15 protein-coding genes and 1 pseudogene are annotated in these 15,628 nt (G+C 60.3%); 4 read left to right on the top strand and 12 right to left on the bottom strand.

From position 1 onward, the window contains the following. Positions 1-17: 17 nt before the first annotated feature. From LO50_RS11045 to LO50_RS11070, 6 genes are all read right to left on the bottom strand, one after another. On the bottom strand, positions 18-3,611 hold the full coding sequence (locus LO50_RS11045) for a pilus assembly protein (RefSeq protein ID WP_236690580.1): 3,594 nt from the start codon (positions 3,609-3,611) through the stop codon (positions 18-20). A 149-nt stretch (positions 3,612-3,760) separates the two neighbouring features. Continuing rightward, positions 3,761-4,372 (bottom strand): PilX N-terminal domain-containing pilus assembly protein, encoded by a 612-nt coding sequence (locus LO50_RS11050; protein ID WP_044315017.1) that lies wholly within the window; start codon positions 4,370-4,372, stop codon positions 3,761-3,763. Beyond that, a complete protein-coding gene (locus LO50_RS11055; protein WP_044315018.1) occupies positions 4,369-5,220 on the bottom strand; it encodes a PilW family protein in 852 nt (283 codons plus the stop codon). Before LO50_RS11055 ends, LO50_RS11050 begins: the two co-directional genes overlap by 4 nt. After that, entirely contained in the window at positions 5,217-5,762 is a 546-nt protein-coding gene (gene pilV, locus LO50_RS11060) for a type IV pilus modification protein PilV (RefSeq protein ID WP_044315019.1), read from the bottom strand. The genes LO50_RS11055 and pilV overlap by 4 nt, the downstream gene beginning before the upstream one ends. An 8-nt stretch (positions 5,763-5,770) precedes the next feature. Further along, positions 5,771-6,262 carry a GspH/FimT family pseudopilin gene (locus tag LO50_RS11065; RefSeq protein WP_044315020.1) on the bottom strand — a complete coding sequence of 164 codons (492 nt, stop codon included), beginning with the start codon at positions 6,260-6,262 and terminating at the stop codon, positions 5,771-5,773. 157 nt (positions 6,263-6,419) lie between these two features. Then, complete coding sequence (locus tag LO50_RS11070; RefSeq protein WP_044315021.1) at positions 6,420-6,917, bottom strand: GspH/FimT family pseudopilin; 498 nt, start codon at positions 6,915-6,917, stop codon at positions 6,420-6,422. A gap of 152 nt (positions 6,918-7,069) precedes the next feature. On the opposite strand from LO50_RS11070, the gene thiO reads away from it, so the two are divergent. From thiO to speA, 3 genes are all read left to right on the top strand, one after another. Beyond that, positions 7,070-8,179, top strand: coding sequence for a glycine oxidase ThiO (gene thiO / locus LO50_RS11075; protein ID WP_044315022.1), 1,110 nt, complete (start codon positions 7,070-7,072; stop codon positions 8,177-8,179). Positions 8,180-8,326: 147 nt separating this feature from the next. Further along, on the top strand, positions 8,327-8,698 hold the full coding sequence (locus LO50_RS11080; RefSeq protein WP_044315023.1) for a translation initiation factor Sui1: 372 nt from the start codon (positions 8,327-8,329) through the stop codon (positions 8,696-8,698). Positions 8,699-8,820: 122 nt separating this feature from the next. Next, positions 8,821-10,734, top strand: coding sequence for an arginine decarboxylase (gene speA, locus LO50_RS11085; RefSeq protein WP_014821432.1), 1,914 nt, complete (start codon positions 8,821-8,823; stop codon positions 10,732-10,734). Positions 10,735-10,749: 15 nt separating this feature from the next. Here the strand turns inward: speA and LO50_RS11090 are convergent, their stop codons facing one another. The 3 genes from LO50_RS11090 to LO50_RS11100 form a co-directional block, all read right to left on the bottom strand. Further along, positions 10,750-11,208, bottom strand: coding sequence for a DUF2214 family protein (locus LO50_RS11090; RefSeq protein ID WP_041014872.1), 459 nt, complete (start codon positions 11,206-11,208; stop codon positions 10,750-10,752). Between the two features lie 2 nt (positions 11,209-11,210). Further along, positions 11,211-12,584 carry an MATE family efflux transporter gene (locus tag LO50_RS11095; RefSeq protein WP_044315024.1) on the bottom strand — a complete coding sequence of 458 codons (1,374 nt, stop codon included), beginning with the start codon at positions 12,582-12,584 and terminating at the stop codon, positions 11,211-11,213. A gap of 76 nt (positions 12,585-12,660) precedes the next feature. Continuing rightward, complete coding sequence (locus LO50_RS11100; protein ID WP_003302182.1) at positions 12,661-12,954, bottom strand: hypothetical protein; 294 nt, start codon at positions 12,952-12,954, stop codon at positions 12,661-12,663. Between the two features lie 170 nt (positions 12,955-13,124). Here LO50_RS11100 and LO50_RS11105 point away from each other — a divergent pair. Beyond that, a pseudogene (locus LO50_RS11105) lies at positions 13,125-14,110 on the top strand (SdiA-regulated domain-containing protein). Positions 14,111-14,127: 17 nt separating this feature from the next. On the opposite strand, the gene LO50_RS11110 reads toward LO50_RS11105, so the two are convergent. From LO50_RS11110 to LO50_RS11120, 3 genes are all read right to left on the bottom strand, one after another. Further along, positions 14,128-14,577, bottom strand: a complete 450-nt coding sequence (locus LO50_RS11110) for a DMT family transporter (RefSeq protein WP_003302186.1) — start codon at positions 14,575-14,577, stop codon at positions 14,128-14,130. Positions 14,578-14,662: 85 nt separating this feature from the next. Then, a complete protein-coding gene (locus LO50_RS11115) occupies positions 14,663-15,220 on the bottom strand; it encodes a DUF4136 domain-containing protein (protein ID WP_042927684.1) in 558 nt (185 codons plus the stop codon). Positions 15,221-15,292: 72 nt separating this feature from the next. Continuing rightward, on the bottom strand, positions 15,293-15,628 hold a 336-nt coding region (locus LO50_RS11120; RefSeq protein ID WP_044315025.1), incomplete at its 5' end, for a DUF4136 domain-containing protein.

The following is a 15,628-nucleotide window of genomic DNA, read 5'->3' on the forward strand; positions in this document are numbered from 1 at the left end:
ATACTGGATTCATCTTGTTATTCCTGTTCGACACGGCGCCAGCTTTGGCGGCCTAGGCTTGCGGGGTCCGGGTAGACGTTGATGCACTCCTGACCTGTGCAGTATTGGTATGTCCCGTCGGAATCCTGGGAAAGCGTACCCCCGCCCTCGCCATCCTGACGAACCGCTGAGCCATTGGTCGTACCGATATCCGTGGTTGGTACGTAGTCAAAGGCATTGTGAGAGGTTCTGCCGCCAGTGAAGGGATTGATGGCGTAGGTCCAGTTGTTCGCGCCATCACCACATGGATCATCGTTAGGGATCAGCGTCTGGAAGAAGATCGTGCGGCCCAGCTGCGACATGTTCTCCACGACCATCTCGCCTTGGCTCCGGCGAAGATTCAGGTACCAGCCATCCTGGGCTGGCGCGCTGTCGCTCGCTTGCCAGCGAACATTATTATCACTCAATACCAAGCCTTGGCGGGTTGCGCCATTTGCCTCGACAGTTGTCTGGGTTTCGATGGTTTGCTGCTGCAAGCTGCTGCGGCTGCTGCTGATGTTGGGGTCGCTGGCTTCCTCACCCAGTGTCTGCTTGTCCCAGATGCCGTAAACCGTCTGGGCAATGCTCTTGTCGCCTTCCTTGTCACCAGTCTCAAAGAACTTACCCGTACCGAACACCACCAGATAGCCGAAGCCGGTAGGGTGGAGCACCAGGCTCGGAGCGGAAGTGATAGGTTGGCGTGCATTGGTACCGGTGTTCGCAACTGCGCTGAACAGTGGCGCGCCCCCATAGGCAACTTCGAAATCGGATATCGCGTTCTCGCCATCGTCTTCCGTGGTGAATGGCGCCGAATCGCTGCGGCCATTGCGCAGCAGGTCGAAACGCCAGACGTTGCCCTGAAGGTCTCCGGCGTAGGCGTAGTCAGCCACGCCGTCAGCGTTGTAATCGGCAAGCTTCGGCGTCGAAAGGCCGTTGGCAATGCCGTTTACGCCTTCAACCTCAAGGCTTTTGAGGAGGGTGCCTTCCATTGCATCGACGATGAACAGAGCCGCCTTGCCGTTGGTGTTGTTGGCGCTTTCGTAACCATTGCCGAACACAACCGCCCAGGTTCCTGTATGCAGGCGTGCGATGGTGGGTTGCGAGAAGCTGTAGCCCATTTTCGCTGCGGCATCGTCCGGTAAGCTGCTGTCATCAAACTCCCAAAGGAGCTCTTCGCTTCCGGGGGTCGTAATGTCCAACGCAAATATTGATTTGCCTCCGGCTTTCAAAGTGCCAACCAAGATGGTGCGCCACTCTGTGCCGTTGTAAACGTCGGCTACGACTGGACTGCCATCCACGTAGAACTCATGACTGTAGTTGGTGCCGGTCAGTTTGTTGAGCTTGGCGAAAACGGCGCTGGGGACGAAGGCAAATTCTTCGACGCCGGTAAGTGCATTGAAGCCATGGAGCATGCCGTCATTGCCGCCTACATATACGCGAGGCGTCCGCCCAGCGATATTGGTTGCGAATGTCAAATAAGCGGTGTTGCCTTCCAGGCGATTGCTAAAGTTAACCAGGTAGCGGGGCCCAGATACCACTGCAGGGCTAGATGAATAGAAGTCGCCTAGGACGCTGCTGCGTTGGCGGAACGTTGAGTTCTCGCCACTGCGGTTGCCACGAAGATACTGCAGGCGCTGCTCGCCTCGGGCGTCCGGAAGATTGCTGTTTTCCGGGTCGCGGCTGAGGAGATTGGCCAGCGTACCAGCGGTATTTGCTGCGCCGGCGTTGTTCCAGTTGAAGTCCACCAAGCCGCTGTTCGTATCGCCGGCCATCTTGATGTTGCGGCTTTGCCAGCCAGGTACCTGGTTTTTGGCGCTCCATACTTCGGAAGTTTCGAAGGCGTTGTTTTGAGCACTCCAGGCTTTTTCGAAGCGCTTGACGTCGCCAGACCAATTATCGTCGCTGGCATAGGATGTCTGGTAGGAGACTGTCTTGACCGTACCGTTATTATTCTCGTCCGTACTGACTTGGCCGGAGTTGATTGCAGGCCTGGCCGCGGTGGACTTGCGGTCGGCAATGCGGGAGAGGATGTCATCAAATGCCTGAACCATCGCCTCCGGGCTGTCGACGCTGAAGAACTCGCCGCGAGAGTTGATGGCAGCGTGCCAGAGGTCATAAACGTTATTATCGCTGCCGCTGGAGGCGGCTGGCCAGTCGGCCGTACCTGCGACCAGTTTGGAATAACCTTGCCCTGCGAATGTACTACCGGCCCAGGGTACGTTGGCATTGTTCAAGGACTCGGTGAGCCCCAGGCCCATAACAAAGTTGGTCATATGCTGCCAAGTTGCCGGGTCGTTACGCGGGTCCCAGTAGTCTGCTGTGCTGTCTCCGCTCTTGAACGGGACGTACGCGGGCAAGTCATTGTCCAGATCTGGATTGAGATCTGTAGCCCAGTAGTGCATCGCCAAGTCAGCCAGCGTATTGCTCGTGCTGTCGTAAAAGGGTTTGCGTTGGCTGTAGGTCCGCCCGTCGGGCAACGTGAAGTTCGCCGCGTCGTGACGGAAATTACTTGGCATCGTAGTTGTGGCGTTCCACTGCCCGTCGGTCATCAAAATGTGATAACTGGCCCTGCAGGCATATGTGTTCTGAGCGGTATTACCAGCGCCGTTAGGGTTTTTATGCCACGGCGTATTGGTGGTATAGAACTCACCAGCTCTTTTGAGAGCAGCTGGCAAGGGCGTGCTTTTGTCAAAGGCAATCGTTCGTAGCCACGCGTAGAGTTGCCCCTTATGAGTTGGGGAATATTCTTTGAAAGCGTTGTTTTTACATTGGCTATTAGGGTCGGTACTGCTGAAGGTCGTGCAGTTACCCAGGCTCTGCCAGCTTAGGCGCACCGAGGGCGACAAGTCATAGAACGCCAGTGCAGCCGCAGTTACTGTGGAAAGGGCTCGGTTACGGTAAAAGGAGTACCAGTTAGCGAAATTCTGACGTTCGTCCGTACTGATAAAATTTAGACGATAGCAACTGTCATTGACAGTGGTGCATGTCGGGGCGATAGAAGCGTCATATTTGTAATAATAAGGGGGGACGCTGACTTGGGTTAAGCTGGCTGTGAAGTTATTGTTAGAACCGGTGCAGGCCGCAGTCGCAGTCACGCCTGCCATCGTTGCGGTCGCTGTACAGCTGTTTTTGCCAGTTCGGGTAATAGCGAAGGTGATGTTGCCCACGGTAACCGGGGTGGTACCGTTAGTTGTGCGGCTAGCGCTAGCGCTAAAGTCTGCTGCGGGGTTTTGCGCTAAGCGGAATAAGGTTCCAGTGCTTCCGCCGTAGTTTGTGGAGTTCGCGTACGTATAGCTCGAAGGTGCATTGGTGATCGGTACGTCCCAAGATACGCGGTAGTTGGCCTTGCTAAGGTCGACTGAGCCTACGGTGGTATTAAAACCGTTATGCCAAGCAGCAGTGAAACTCGTTGAGAGCTGTTGCTCGACGCCCGCCGTTGTGAAAACGATGGGTGCTTTATAAATCACGTTAGGGTTGTAGTAAATCGGATTGTAATCGCTCGATTTTGCCCTGCGCGTTGTATGAGTAACTCCCATGCTATCAGGCGCGAAAGCCCAGCGCATACTGCCCGAGTCGTCCAGTGTCAGCAACATGTTTGGCGGGACGCCAACAGTGAGGCTTAATGGGCTCTGTGATACAGCAGCAAAGCTGTTGGCTGCGCTAAGCAGAGCTACGCCCAGAAGAGCGTATGAGAGCGTCTTAACGCGAGAATAAGGATGAAAACGGAACATGATGTCGGCTCTCAATTGTTAAGGCCAAGGTAGATGTTGGCGTGGGTCGACTGCAGATAGAGGGCGTCGTCGGTTTTGCCATTGTTGAGATAGAAATAGGTGCCGCTTCCCTCGCCGCGCCCGCCGTACTCGGCATTGACGGCCGCCTTACCTGTTTCAGCCGCCAGGATGCTGTTGAAGTGGGCGTTGGCGTTGGCGTCGGTATCGGCCTTAGGGTCCGTGCCGCGATAAGGCATCCAGACGTTCGAGGCGGTTAGCAAATCATCCCCGCCGGCCTTTTGCGGCTGGTCCACGAATGCCAACAGGCGAACCGTCTTGACTTCAAGCAGGCAGGGACTGTTGATTCCATTGGTCTTCAGCGTGTTCGCCGCCAAACAGTTCGCTGCTTTGGCTTCAAGCTTGTCAGCCAGATTGCCGGGACCGTAAAAACGAAATTCAGCTTCGCGCAATGCCGCGTCTGCAATGTTCTGGCTTTTCATGTCGTGTTGGCGGTTTGCCGTAATGCGGGACTCGAGCGTCACGCCGCGCATGCTGCTGACGGCCAGCACGGTCAATACCAGTAGCATGACGAGGGAAACGAGGAGCACCGCTCCGCTCTGAGATTTGCGGGAATTGAACGTCATGGCATGAGATTCCTGATGGTTTGCGTGGCGCCTGCTACCTGGTAGATGCGCTTGTTATCTGCTTCTTCCAGTCGGGCCTTCGCTTCCGTTGAGGCCTCTAACATCCAGTCGTCGAGAACCTTCGAATCATCGCCGTCGCGTTGCCCTGCACGGCTGGCGAGTAGCAGGGCATAGCGCACACTACGAATTGCTCCACTGGCGGGTGTCCAATCTGCTTGCTGGATGAAGGTGGTGACTTCCTTTTCGAGCATGTCAGTCTTACCTACACCGAAGTCCAAACGCAGGTCCGCAATGCCGCGGAGTACCTCGCCGTACTGCGGGCTGGTTGCGTTGAGGCTTTTGCACAATAGGCGGCCGTCTTGCAGCTGGTCGTCGCTGCTGGGTTCGTACTTGAACGCTAGAACGGTCAAGTCACCAGCATCAGGCGGGGACGAAGGGAAGGCCTCATCGTATGTAACAGCACTAGCAGCGCCCTGACAGTCCAGTTCGTTGCCGGTCTGTGGCTGATAGCGAATACAGAAGCCGACACCTTCACTGGGATTCAGGCCGGTCGCGGCATGTCCTGCATTGAACGCAAGGCATCCACCGGAAGCCGGGCGGCTGGGGAAAACGATGTCCAGTAGTGCTGAAGGCGTACGGCGATAACCGGCCTTACCTAGGTAGTCGTTAATGACTAAAGCGGCGAAACGACTATTTTCTACGTTTCCGGCCTGATTCTGTTGGAAGACATAATTACGCTTGTTGTCGATATAGACTTGCGTAATACCGAGGATTAGAAAGCTACTGATCGCTAGTGCGATAAGCAGCTCTACCATTGATAAGCCAAATTGATATCTAGAGTGATTCATGGTTCTACCCGAACTGTATAGCTGCAGACATCGGAATTGCTTGCATCGAGGCATTCACGAACTCGCCAGGCCAGGCGGATTTCAAGCATTGAGCCCTTGCCATCGCAATCACCTGGTGTAGAGCTACGGCAGATGTACACGTCGCTGTCGAATAGTTCGCTCCCGCCTGGCAATAACGCTTCAACCTTGTCCGCCCAGCAGTCGCGCAGTTCTTTTGCTGTTTTTGCGATTCGGGTCGGACTCGCCACGCAGCTTTCGCGGTCGGCGAGTTCATCGCCGGCGTCTTTGTAGAAAATGGAGCTGTCTTTTAACCCGCTGTTCATAGGAAATTGCGGCGGCGAGGTGTTGAACAGCTCTTTCGGGTGCGCTCTTACAATTTCGATGAGGTCTCCGGCCAAGACGATGGCAGTGTTGCGCTGTGCCGAGTCCTGCGTGTATTGGATACTGCGTCCCTGCAAAGCCACCATGCCGAGTACGCCGATGGTGGTTAGCAGTAGGGCCACCAACACCTCGATCAGGCTGAAGCCTTTATTGGTTTTCATTGAGTTCCTCATGGTGTGCAGCTGTCCAAGGCAGCTCCGTCTTTCTTGCCTCGCGGGTAGAGAACGAGGCCGCCGCTAGCTTGCACTTCGAGCAGATAGCCCGTGGTCGGGTCTGAGTCGCGGCATATGGTGAACTTGGCCGTTGTAGCGGTGCCGTTGGCCCGGTAGACCAGCTTGTCGTCGCTCAGGGCTGAGCTGAGGATCTCCGCGTGTGCGGGGTTATGCTCCAAGATTCGCTCCACTTCCCCGCTTCCCGCGTTGCTGATTTCCCAGGGCGCATTGCTCTTGATCTGTACTTCGTATGCCTGTCGGTTAAGGACCGCTTGACCGCGTGCATGCTGGAGGAAGATAACCAGTTCCTCTGCCTTGCTTTGCACTTGGTTATTACGGATCAGGCTGTTGAAGCTGGGGACCGCGATGGCTGCGAAAATACCAAGCAGCGCCAGAGTGATCATCAGCTCGACCAGGGTGAATCCGTGCATGTCGGTTCTGCTTGACATGATGTACTCCAAGGGAATCGTGAGTGGATGATGCAAATGCGTTGATGCGTTGTCCGCATGGGGAAGATCGTTGGTACGATTGTATGGATGAACGGTCGAGGCTTCAGTTTGAGCTGTGATGGAGTCGATGTTTGCAGCTGAAGTCCGTGGTTCAGCCTCACTGGCATAGGTCCGCTTGGGCGGCGTTTTCTGTCTCGGAGGCCTGGCGTATTCGTCCCTGACGACTGACGACGACTTGCCACGCAACCTGCCCGCCATGGCATTGGTAGAATCGCCCATTGCTGGCGGGCGACGCCCCGTTATCGCGAAAACGAATGCTCTCGCTAAAGCCAATCCAGCTGAGCTCAGCTTGATGTGGAAGTTGGGTCAGTTGCAGTGTTTGCCCTGTCGTAGTGCGTACAAGCCAGCCATCTGCCCAGTTCGTCGAACATGTTGCCCCGTCTCCGCTTCCACATATCTCTATGGTGCGGCGCCGTAGAACTGCTTGCGTGCGGGCATTGTGCAGTGTGCTTTCGACCTCATCCTTCAGCGCTTCCTGGCGACTTCTTTCAATCATGTTGCCGAACGCGGGGATAGCTATCGCAGCGACGACGCTTAATACCGACAGCGTGACCATCAGGTCTATTAGTGTGAAGCCTTGATTTCGGTTCGCCATAGTGCGGTTCCTTTGCACGTATGATGCTCAGCCGTCCTGGCTGCTTTATGTGTATTGGCGTTCGCGAGATACACGACGCTCTTTTAAAGCAGCCTGCCCGTCAGTCCAAGTGAGGACGGGCAGAAATGTGAACCAGATGGTTGGAGAGGCATGTGAATCAAGAAGTGATCGTTGTCGGTGGCGGTGTCATCGGGTTGTTGTCCGCCTATCGCCTGGCTCAGGCAGGCACGTCGGTGTTGCTGCTGGAGTCGGGCGATGTTGGTCGCGAAGCTTCCTGGGCCGGCGGCGGTATCGTTTCGCCGCTTTATCCGTGGCGCTACAGCCCAGCGGTCACGGCGCTGGCGCATTGGTCGCAGGATTTCTATCCGCAGCTTGGCGAGCGGCTTCTGGAAGAGACGGGGGTGGACCCCGAGGTGCATGTCACCGGCCTTTACTGGCTGGATCTGCATGACGAGGCGGAGGCGCTGAATTGGGCTGAGCGTTATGGCCGGCCGCTGACGTCGGTGTCGATGGAGACCGTGCGCCAGGCAGTGCCTTCGCTGGGTGAGGGTTACGAGCGCGCCGTCTACATGGAGGGTGTTGCCAACATTCGCAATCCTCGTCTGTTGCGCGCCTTGCGCGAAGCGCTGCGGCAGCTGCCGGATGCGACTGTGATCGAGCAGTGCGCGGTCGAGGGTTTCCTCCGCGACGGTACGCGTATCGTGGGCGTGCAGACAGCGCAGGGCGAGATGCGAGCGGATCAGGTTGTAGTGGCTGCTGGCGCCTGGAGCGCACAGCTGCTGGCGACGCTGGGGCTGGAGATTCCGGTCAAGCCGATGAAGGGGCAGATGATTCTATTCAAGTGCGCGGAGGACTTCCTGCCGAGCATGGTGCTGGCCAAGCGGCGCTATGCGATTCCGCGGCGCGACGGCCATATCCTGGTCGGCAGCACGCTGGAAGATGTCGGCTTCGACAAGACGCCGACCGAAGACGCGCTGGAAAGCCTGAGGGCAACAGCGATCGAGCTGTTGCCCGCGCTGGCCGACGCGCAAGTGGTTAAGCACTGGGCAGGCTTGCGGCCCGGCTCGCCGGATGGTGTTCCTTATATAGGTGCCGTGTCCGGTTTCGACGGGCTGTGGCTGAACTGCGGGCACTTCCGCAACGGGTTGGTGCTGGCGCCGGCGTCCTGTCAGCTGCTTGTCGATCTGATGCTTGAGCAGGCGCCGATCGTGGATCCATCGCCCTATGCACCGGCCGGGCGTATCGCCGATCAGAAGAGCTGATCGGCCCTTCGCGTACTCCGGTTTCACAAGCAGTCCGGGTTTCATATCCGTCGCCCGGACTCTGTTCTGCTACCAACTCGCATTGCTGGTAAATTAGCCGGCACTTCGGCTCTGCCAGGCAGAGCCAGATTGGCGAGTGAGGTTTGTGTGGCGAAGAAAACCACTTCCCTGGCCGGCCTGAGCGGGCTGGTCTATTCCACCGATGCCGGTCGGCATTGTCCCGAGTGCAGTCAACCGCTGGGCAGTTGCATCTGCAAACAGAGCGTTCTGCCCGAAGGCGACGGCATTGCGCGGGTGCGCCGTGAGAGCAAGGGGCGGGGCGGCAAGACGGTGACGACTATCAGTGGCGTTCCCTTGCCCGAGACCGAGCTCAAGGAGCTGGCCAGCGCGCTGAAGCGCCGCTGCGGCACGGGTGGCGCGTTGAAGGACGGCGTCATCGAGATTCAGGGCGACCACGTTCAGCTGCTGATCGACGAGCTGAACAAACGTGGCTTCAAGGCCAAGAAGTCCGGTGGCTGAGCGCCGATGTGACGCCTCCACCGATTTTCACCATTTTCCGCATATCGGCTGTCGAAGCCGCATAGCCTTCGCCGCACGGTTCTGCTCGCTGCGAAACACTCAATTTCTTCCGGGAGGCCTTGATGCCTGTACGACGCACACGTAAAGACGACGGTAGCCAGTGGACCGCTGCCGACAGCCGCAGCATCTACGGTATCCGCCACTGGGGCGCTGGGTATTTCGCAATCAACGACCAGGGCAATGTCGAAGTGCGCCCGCAAGGGCCGAGCGGCGAGCCGATCGAGTTCAACGGCCTGATCGAGCAATTGCGCGAGGCGGGGCTGTCGCTGCCGTTGCTGGTGCGTTTCCCCGGCATCCTGCAGGACCGCGTGCGGCGCCTGACCGGTGCCTTCGATGCCAACATCGAGCGCATGGAGTACGCCGGCAAGTACACCGCGTTGTACCCGATCAAGGTCAACCAGCAGGAAGCGGTGGTGGAGAACATCATCGCCACGCAGAACGTTTCCATCGGCCTGGAGGCCGGCTCCAAGCCGGAGCTGATGGCGGTGCTGGCACTGGCGCCGAAGGGCGGCACCATCGTCTGCAATGGCTACAAGGATCGCGAGTTCATCCGCCTGGCACTGATGGGCCAGAAGCTCGGCCACAAGGTATTCATTGTCATCGAGAAGGAGTCCGAGGTCGGGTTGGTGATCGAGGAGGCCAACGAGCTCAAGCTGACCCCGCAGGTCGGCCTGCGTGTGCGCCTGTCGTCGCTGGCATCGTCGAAGTGGGCCGATACCGGTGGCGAGCGCTCCAAGTTCGGCCTGTCCGCGGCGCAGCTGCTCTCGGTGATCGAACGCTTCCGCGCCGCAGAAATGGACCAGGGCATTCGCTTGCTGCACTTCCACATGGGTTCGCAGATCGCCAATCTGGCCGACTATCGTCAGGGCTTCCGTGAGGCGATTCGTTACTACGCCGAGCTACGGGCGTTGAACCTGCCGGTGGATTACATCGATGTGGGCGGCGGACTGGGGGTCGACTACGACGGCACCCACTCGCGCAATGCCAGCTCGATCAACTACGACATCGACGAATACGCCGGTACCGTGGTCGGCATGCTCAAGGAGTTCTGCGAGGCACAGGGGCTGCCGCACCCGAACATCTTCTCCGAAAGCGGGCGTGCCATGACGGCGCATCATGCGGTGTTGGTCATGCAGGTCACCGACGTCGAGCGGCACAACGATGAGCTGCCGGTGATCGACAACTACGACGAACTGCCGGAGATCGTGCAGTCGCTGGCCGACCTGCTCGGACCGACCGACCCGGAAATGGTCACCGAGACCTACTGGCGCGCTACCCACTACATGAGCGAGTCCAGCGCGCAGTACGCCTCCGGCAAGCTGACGCTGGCGCAGAAGGCACTGGCCGAGCAGAGCTACTTCGCCATCTGCCGACGCCTGTACAACCAGCTCAAGGCCCGTCAGCGCTCGCATCGGGCGGTGCTCGACGAGCTCAACGACAAGCTGGCGGACAAGTACATCTGCAACTTCTCGGTATTCCAGAGCCTTCCGGATACCTGGGCGATCGACCAGATCCTGCCGATCGTGCCGCTGCAGCGGCTGAGCGAGGAGCCGGTGCGGCGCGCTGTGCTGCAGGACCTGACCTGCGACTCGGATGGCAAGATCAAGCACTACGTCGACGAGCAGAGCATCGAAAGCAGCATGCCGGTGCACGAGGTCGCGCCTGGCGAGGAGTACTTCCTCGGCGTGTTCCTGGTCGGTGCCTATCAGGAGATTCTCGGCGACATGCACAACCTGTTCGGCGATACCGACTCGGTGAACGTCTATCAGCGTGAGGACGGCAGCTACTACCACGCCGGCATCGAGACCCACGACACCATCGAGGACATGCTGCGCTACGTGCACCTGTCGCCCGAGGAGCTGATGACCTATTACCGCGACAAGGTCGCCAGCGCCAAGCTGAGTGCCAAGGAGCGCACCCAGTACATCGACGCGTTACGTCTGGGGCTGACGCGCTCGTCCTATCTGACGCCTTGAGCCGTGAGCCCGGCGTCAGCCGGGCATTACGCCAAAGCCCCGTGCCATCAGCGACGCCAGCAAGGGGATCAGCAGGAGTAGCAGCAGCTCCAGGCGGATGGTCAGCTTGACCCATCTGGCGCTGCTGTCCGAGATGATCGGTGCCTGGCCTGCGGACAAGGCCGGGCGCCAGCGCAGGAACGTCAGGGTCGGATAGATGGAGAGCACCGCGACCACCACGAACAGGCCGATCTTGGCGTGGAAAAGGCTGTTCTTCAGGTAGTAGTCCAGGCCTTTGCCATAGAGGATGGCCCGGGCCGCCCCGCTGGCCAGTACCGCCGCCGCGGTGATACCGAAGGCGATGTCGATACGGAACAGGCTGCGCGCTCGCTCCAGCGTCAGCGGCTGACGGAACAGCTGGTGCTCCAGCAGCAGCAGGGCAAAGAGCAGGAATATCGCCAGAAAATGCAGGTAGGCGGCGATGGCGTAGGCCATGTTCAGTGTCCTTCGGAGTGTGTGGTGCTCGGCGCGCCCATGTTAAACCAGGCTCCGTGGCGCTGCAGGCGCTGAGCGAGCACGCCCAGGCAGACGCCGCGCATCAGCATGAAGCTCAGAAACGCCAGCCACAAGCCGTGATTGCCAAGCCCTTGCAGCAGCCAGCCCAGTGGCAGCGTCAGGCCCACCGCTAGGAGCATGCTGTTGCGCATCTCCCGCGCGCGGGTTGCACCGATAAACAACCCGTCGAGCAGATAGCTCCAGACCGCAATCAGCGGCAACGCCGCCAGATAGGGCAGGTAGATCAGCGCGGTCGCGCGGACCTCGGGAATGTCGGTCTGCAGCTGGATAAATAGGTGGCCGCCAAGCAGGAAGAACAGGCCGAAGGCGACGCTGGCCAGCAACGACCAGCCCCCGGCGACCACCATCACTCGCTGCAGTGCGTCGCGGTTGCGGGCACCGATGGCATGCCCGGCCAAGGCTTCCACGGCATGAGCCAATCCATCGAGGGCGTGCGCGGTCAGCAGCAGGCCGTTGAGCAGCAGCGCGTTGGCGGCGACCGTCGCATCGCCTAGCCGCGTGCCCTGTACCGTCACCAGGAAAAACACCAGTTGCAGCGCCAGCGAGCGAAGGAAGATGTCGCGGTTGACCGCCATCAGCGGCCGCCAGCTCAACCAGCGGCGCAGCGCGCGAGTATCGAGGCGGCCGGGATAGCGGGCCAGCGCGTTGCGGGTGAGCGCCAGGCCGAGCAGCGCGCCGCTCCATTCGGCGATCACCGAGGCGCGTGCGGCGCCGGCCACGCCCCAGTCGAGGCCGAGCACGAACCACAGGTCCAGCGCCACGTTGATCAGATTGGTGGTCAGCAGGATGGCCAGTGGCGCGCGCGCGTTCTGCGTGCCGAGGAACCAGCCGATCAGCGCATAGCTGGCCAGCGCCGCGGGCAGGCCGAACAGCCGCGTGTGGAAATAATCACGGGTGAGTTCGTCCAGTTCGGCCGAGGGCTGCATGAGCTGCAGGGCCGCGCCTTTCAGCGGCACACCGAGCACCCCGAGCAACAGCGCGAAACCCAGGGCCAGCAGCAGCCCCTGCAGGAGGATCTGGCGCAGGGCGCCGCCGTCGTTGCGACCAGCGGCCTGGGCGGCGAAGCCCGTCGTGCCCATGCGCAGAAAGCCCATCACCCACACCAGCAGCGTATACAGGCTACCGCCGACCGCCACTGCGCCCAGCTGATGCGCGTGCGGCAGATGGCCGATCACGCTGCTGTCCACCAGTGCGACCAGCGGAACGGATAGGTTCGACAGGATCATCGGCGCCGCCAGCGCCCACACCTTGCTGTGGGTTGGGGCGTGGCGCCAGGCGGCAAGCATGCTGGACATTACGGGCCTCCGGGACGGCCCGGCACTATACGTGGCATGCAATGAAAGAGGGAAAGTCCGAGCTTTAGGCTGCGCGTCAGTGAATCAACCAGCTCAGCAGCCACAGCCCGAGGAACAGCCAGATCAGCCCGCCGATGATCGAGCCGCGAAAGAACGCGCGGACCGCCGCAACCAGCAACAGCAGGCCGATCGCCAGTGCTACCAGGCTGATCAGAGAGCGGTCCATGCCCAGCGTACGCGACAACCCCTCGAGGAAATTGTGTCCGGCCCTGGCAAACAGGCCGAAGAAGTCGCCCAGCGCCTCGACGATGAAACGTATGACCGCGCCCAGCGCCTGTCCCAGCCATTCGAAGAATCCTTCTACCCGCATGTATCACTCTCCTGAACGTTCGATTGCGGTGCCCAAGCACGGCTCTGGGCATTGGGCTCTCGAGTGCGCCCGAGAGTTCCGAACGGTCGCCGCTGCGCTGGAACCACCAGGGCAGGAGGCGGTCGGAATGTCGCTGTGAGTCCTTAGCGCATCATGCGTTCCCGACCTTCATGCAACTGCAACAAGCGCCAGGCAGCCTGCCTACCATTCCCAGAACGAGAAGACCAACGATGCTGGCCATTGCCAGAGCGCGCCTGGAACGAATCAAGACACTGCGCCCCGCCTGGGCCTATGGCTGCGTCTTTTTCGGCCTGCTCTACGTTGTCACCGCCACTCATCTGGACGAGCGGCTGTTCTATACGCTGAAAACCACTTGGCATGAAAGCAGCTGGGAAAGGCACAGCCTCTGGCTACCCGAATACCGGGTGAAGATCGACGCGCTGCAGGTAGCCACGGTGGAAGACAATCTTTCCGGGCTGACCTATGACGAACGCCGCGATCATCTCTGGGGCGTCGTCAATAACCCCGAAGAGCTGCTGGCGCTGGACAAGGATGGCGGCTTCCTCGCGCGCTACCCGCTGCGCGGGTTCCAGGACGTCGAGGGCGTGACCTATCTGGGTGATGACCTGCTTGTGTTGACCGAGGAGCGCAAGCAGTCGCTGTTGATCGTGCAGGTTCCCAAGATTGCCGGGCCGCTGCAGCGTACCGACGCCCGCTCCATCACTCTGGCCCTGAACGACGAGGACAATACCGGTTTCGAGGGCGTCGGGTACGACCGCGCCGGTGATCGGCTGTTCGTGGTCAAGGAGCACTCACCGCGCAAGCTCTACGAGATCCAGGGCATCAAGCGCAGTCTGGCAGGTGACATGGACATCAAGATCATCGACCGTGAGGCCTGGATTGAGAAGCTGGACATGGCCAGTGATCTGTCCTCGGTGCACTTCGACGAGCGTACCGGCCATCTGGTGCTGCTCAGCGACGAGGCGAAGATGATGCTGGAGCTCGACGCCGAGGGCGAGCTGGTCAGCTTCCGCTCGCTCTGGAGCGGGTTTGCCGGACTCGAGCGCAGCGTGCCGCAGGGATGACCTTCGATGCACAGGGCAATCTCTATCTGGTCAGCGAGCCCAACCTGTTCTACGCCTTCGAGCACGAGTGACGTCCGCCGCGCACCTGCTAGCCGCGCTGGATCAGCCAGACGCCGGCGAAGATCAGCAGCAGACCGGAGACCTTGCCGAAGCTGATGCTGGACTGGCGAAAGCCGGCCCAGCCGAAGTGATCCAGCAGCAAGGCGACGAACAGCTGGCCGGCCAGCAATAGCGCCATGAACAGCAGCGCTCCCGTGCGCGGTGCGGCGAAGGCGGCCGTGGCGATGAAAAAGGCCCCCAGCAGCCCACCACACCAGTGCCACCAGTGCAGGCCCTTCAGCGTCTGCAACGCCGGGATATCGCGCTGGACTGCTACGATGACGAACAGCGCCAGTGTTCCCACGGTAAACGAAAGCAGTGCCGCGCCCATCACGTTGCCGAGGTGACGCGCGACCTGGCCGTTGATTCCGGCCTGCAGGGGCAGCATCGCGCCGGCAATGAACGGAAGGGTGAGTAACCACCAGGCAACGGCAGGCATTTCGGATCTCCGGAATCAGGGCGCGACAGTATGGCGAGCCGGGATACGACTCGCCATAGCGGGACAGCGGTTCGCTGCGCTTGGCTCAGCGCGGCGGGTATTGCGACAGCACCCGTGTCACCAGCTCGCGCATGCTGCCGGCGCGTTGCTCGGGGGTGCCTTGGCGGTTGCTCAGGGTCTGCTCGGCGCTGCCGCGCCAGACCAGTTTGCCGTCAGCGGCGTCATACAGGTCGATCTGCAGCGTGCCGACCTGGTAGTCGATGGTGCGGGTGTCGGTGAACATCGGCCCACCCCAGTAGCCGTACCAGGGATTGCCCCAGGCGCCGGAGGTGGTCGTGTACTGCTGGGTGCGCTGGTCGACGATGTACCAGGCCTGCACCTTGAGGTCCGCCGCTTTGCCGGCCGTGGCGGGACGCAGCCCCTGCTGATCGAGCTGTTCGGCGATCGCCGCGCGGATGCGTTGTTCGGTGAGGTCGCTTTTGATTCGTGGATCGTCAGGCCGGTACTGCAGCGCCGGTTCCTGCCAGCTCCAGGCCCGATAGGCCGAGAAATCCCGCGTCGGATCGAAATCGCGCTGCACCTGCGGGCCCTGGCAGGCGGCTAGCGCGAAGAGCAGAGGTATCAGCAACAGGCAGCGCAACATGATCGTTCTCCGGGGGTGGAATCTGTTCAGTCTAGGCCTCGGTGCGGTGCTGAGTCTGCATCGCCGTCACGCTCAGCGCGGCGGGTAGTCCGCCAGCGCCCGCTGCACCGCCTCGCGCAGCGCATCCTGCTGCTTGGCGCGGCTACCGCCGCTACGTGCTTCGGCGCGATTGCTCCAGATCGATTGGCCGGAAGCCGCGTCGAACATCTCGATACGCACCGAGAGCACCTCTTCCTCGTAGTTGCGCACGATGGGTACGCTCGTCCCCACGCCATAACCTGAGCCGTAGCCGCCACCGTAGCGGCCTACGCCGACATGCGGGCCGTAATCATCGTAAGTCTGCCGAATGCGGGTCTCCTTGCTGGCGCGGGCGCTGATCAACAGTTCGCCCTTGCGCTCGGCCTGCGC

Source organism: Stutzerimonas stutzeri, assembly GCF_000935215.1.
Taxonomy (GTDB): domain Bacteria; phylum Pseudomonadota; class Gammaproteobacteria; order Pseudomonadales; family Pseudomonadaceae; genus Stutzerimonas.

Bases quoted from the DNA above. Each gene is read 5' to 3' on its own strand.
- LO50_RS11045 (WP_236690580.1), bottom strand. From the start codon at position 3,611: ATGTTGCTGACACTGGACGACTCGGGCAGTATGCGCTGGGCTTTCGCG.
- LO50_RS11050 (WP_044315017.1), bottom strand. From the start codon at position 4,372: ATGACGTTCAATTCCCGCAAATCTCAGAGCGGAGCGGTGCTCCTCGTT.
- LO50_RS11055 (WP_044315018.1), bottom strand. From the start codon at position 5,220: ATGAATCACTCTAGATATCAATTTGGCTTATCAATGGTAGAGCTGCTT.
- pilV (WP_044315019.1), bottom strand. From the start codon at position 5,762: ATGAAAACCAATAAAGGCTTCAGCCTGATCGAGGTGTTGGTGGCCCTA.
- LO50_RS11065 (WP_044315020.1), bottom strand. From the start codon at position 6,262: ATGTCAAGCAGAACCGACATGCACGGATTCACCCTGGTCGAGCTGATG.
- LO50_RS11070 (WP_044315021.1), bottom strand. From the start codon at position 6,917: ATGGCGAACCGAAATCAAGGCTTCACACTAATAGACCTGATGGTCACG.
- speA (WP_014821432.1), top strand. From the start codon at position 8,821: ATGCCTGTACGACGCACACGTAAAGACGACGGTAGCCAGTGGACCGCT.
- LO50_RS11090 (WP_041014872.1), bottom strand. From the start codon at position 11,208: ATGGCCTACGCCATCGCCGCCTACCTGCATTTTCTGGCGATATTCCTG.
- LO50_RS11095 (WP_044315024.1), bottom strand. From the start codon at position 12,584: ATGTCCAGCATGCTTGCCGCCTGGCGCCACGCCCCAACCCACAGCAAG.
- LO50_RS11100 (WP_003302182.1), bottom strand. From the start codon at position 12,954: ATGCGGGTAGAAGGATTCTTCGAATGGCTGGGACAGGCGCTGGGCGCG.
- LO50_RS11110 (WP_003302186.1), bottom strand. From the start codon at position 14,577: ATGCCTGCCGTTGCCTGGTGGTTACTCACCCTTCCGTTCATTGCCGGC.
- LO50_RS11115 (WP_042927684.1), bottom strand. From the start codon at position 15,220: ATGTTGCGCTGCCTGTTGCTGATACCTCTGCTCTTCGCGCTAGCCGCC.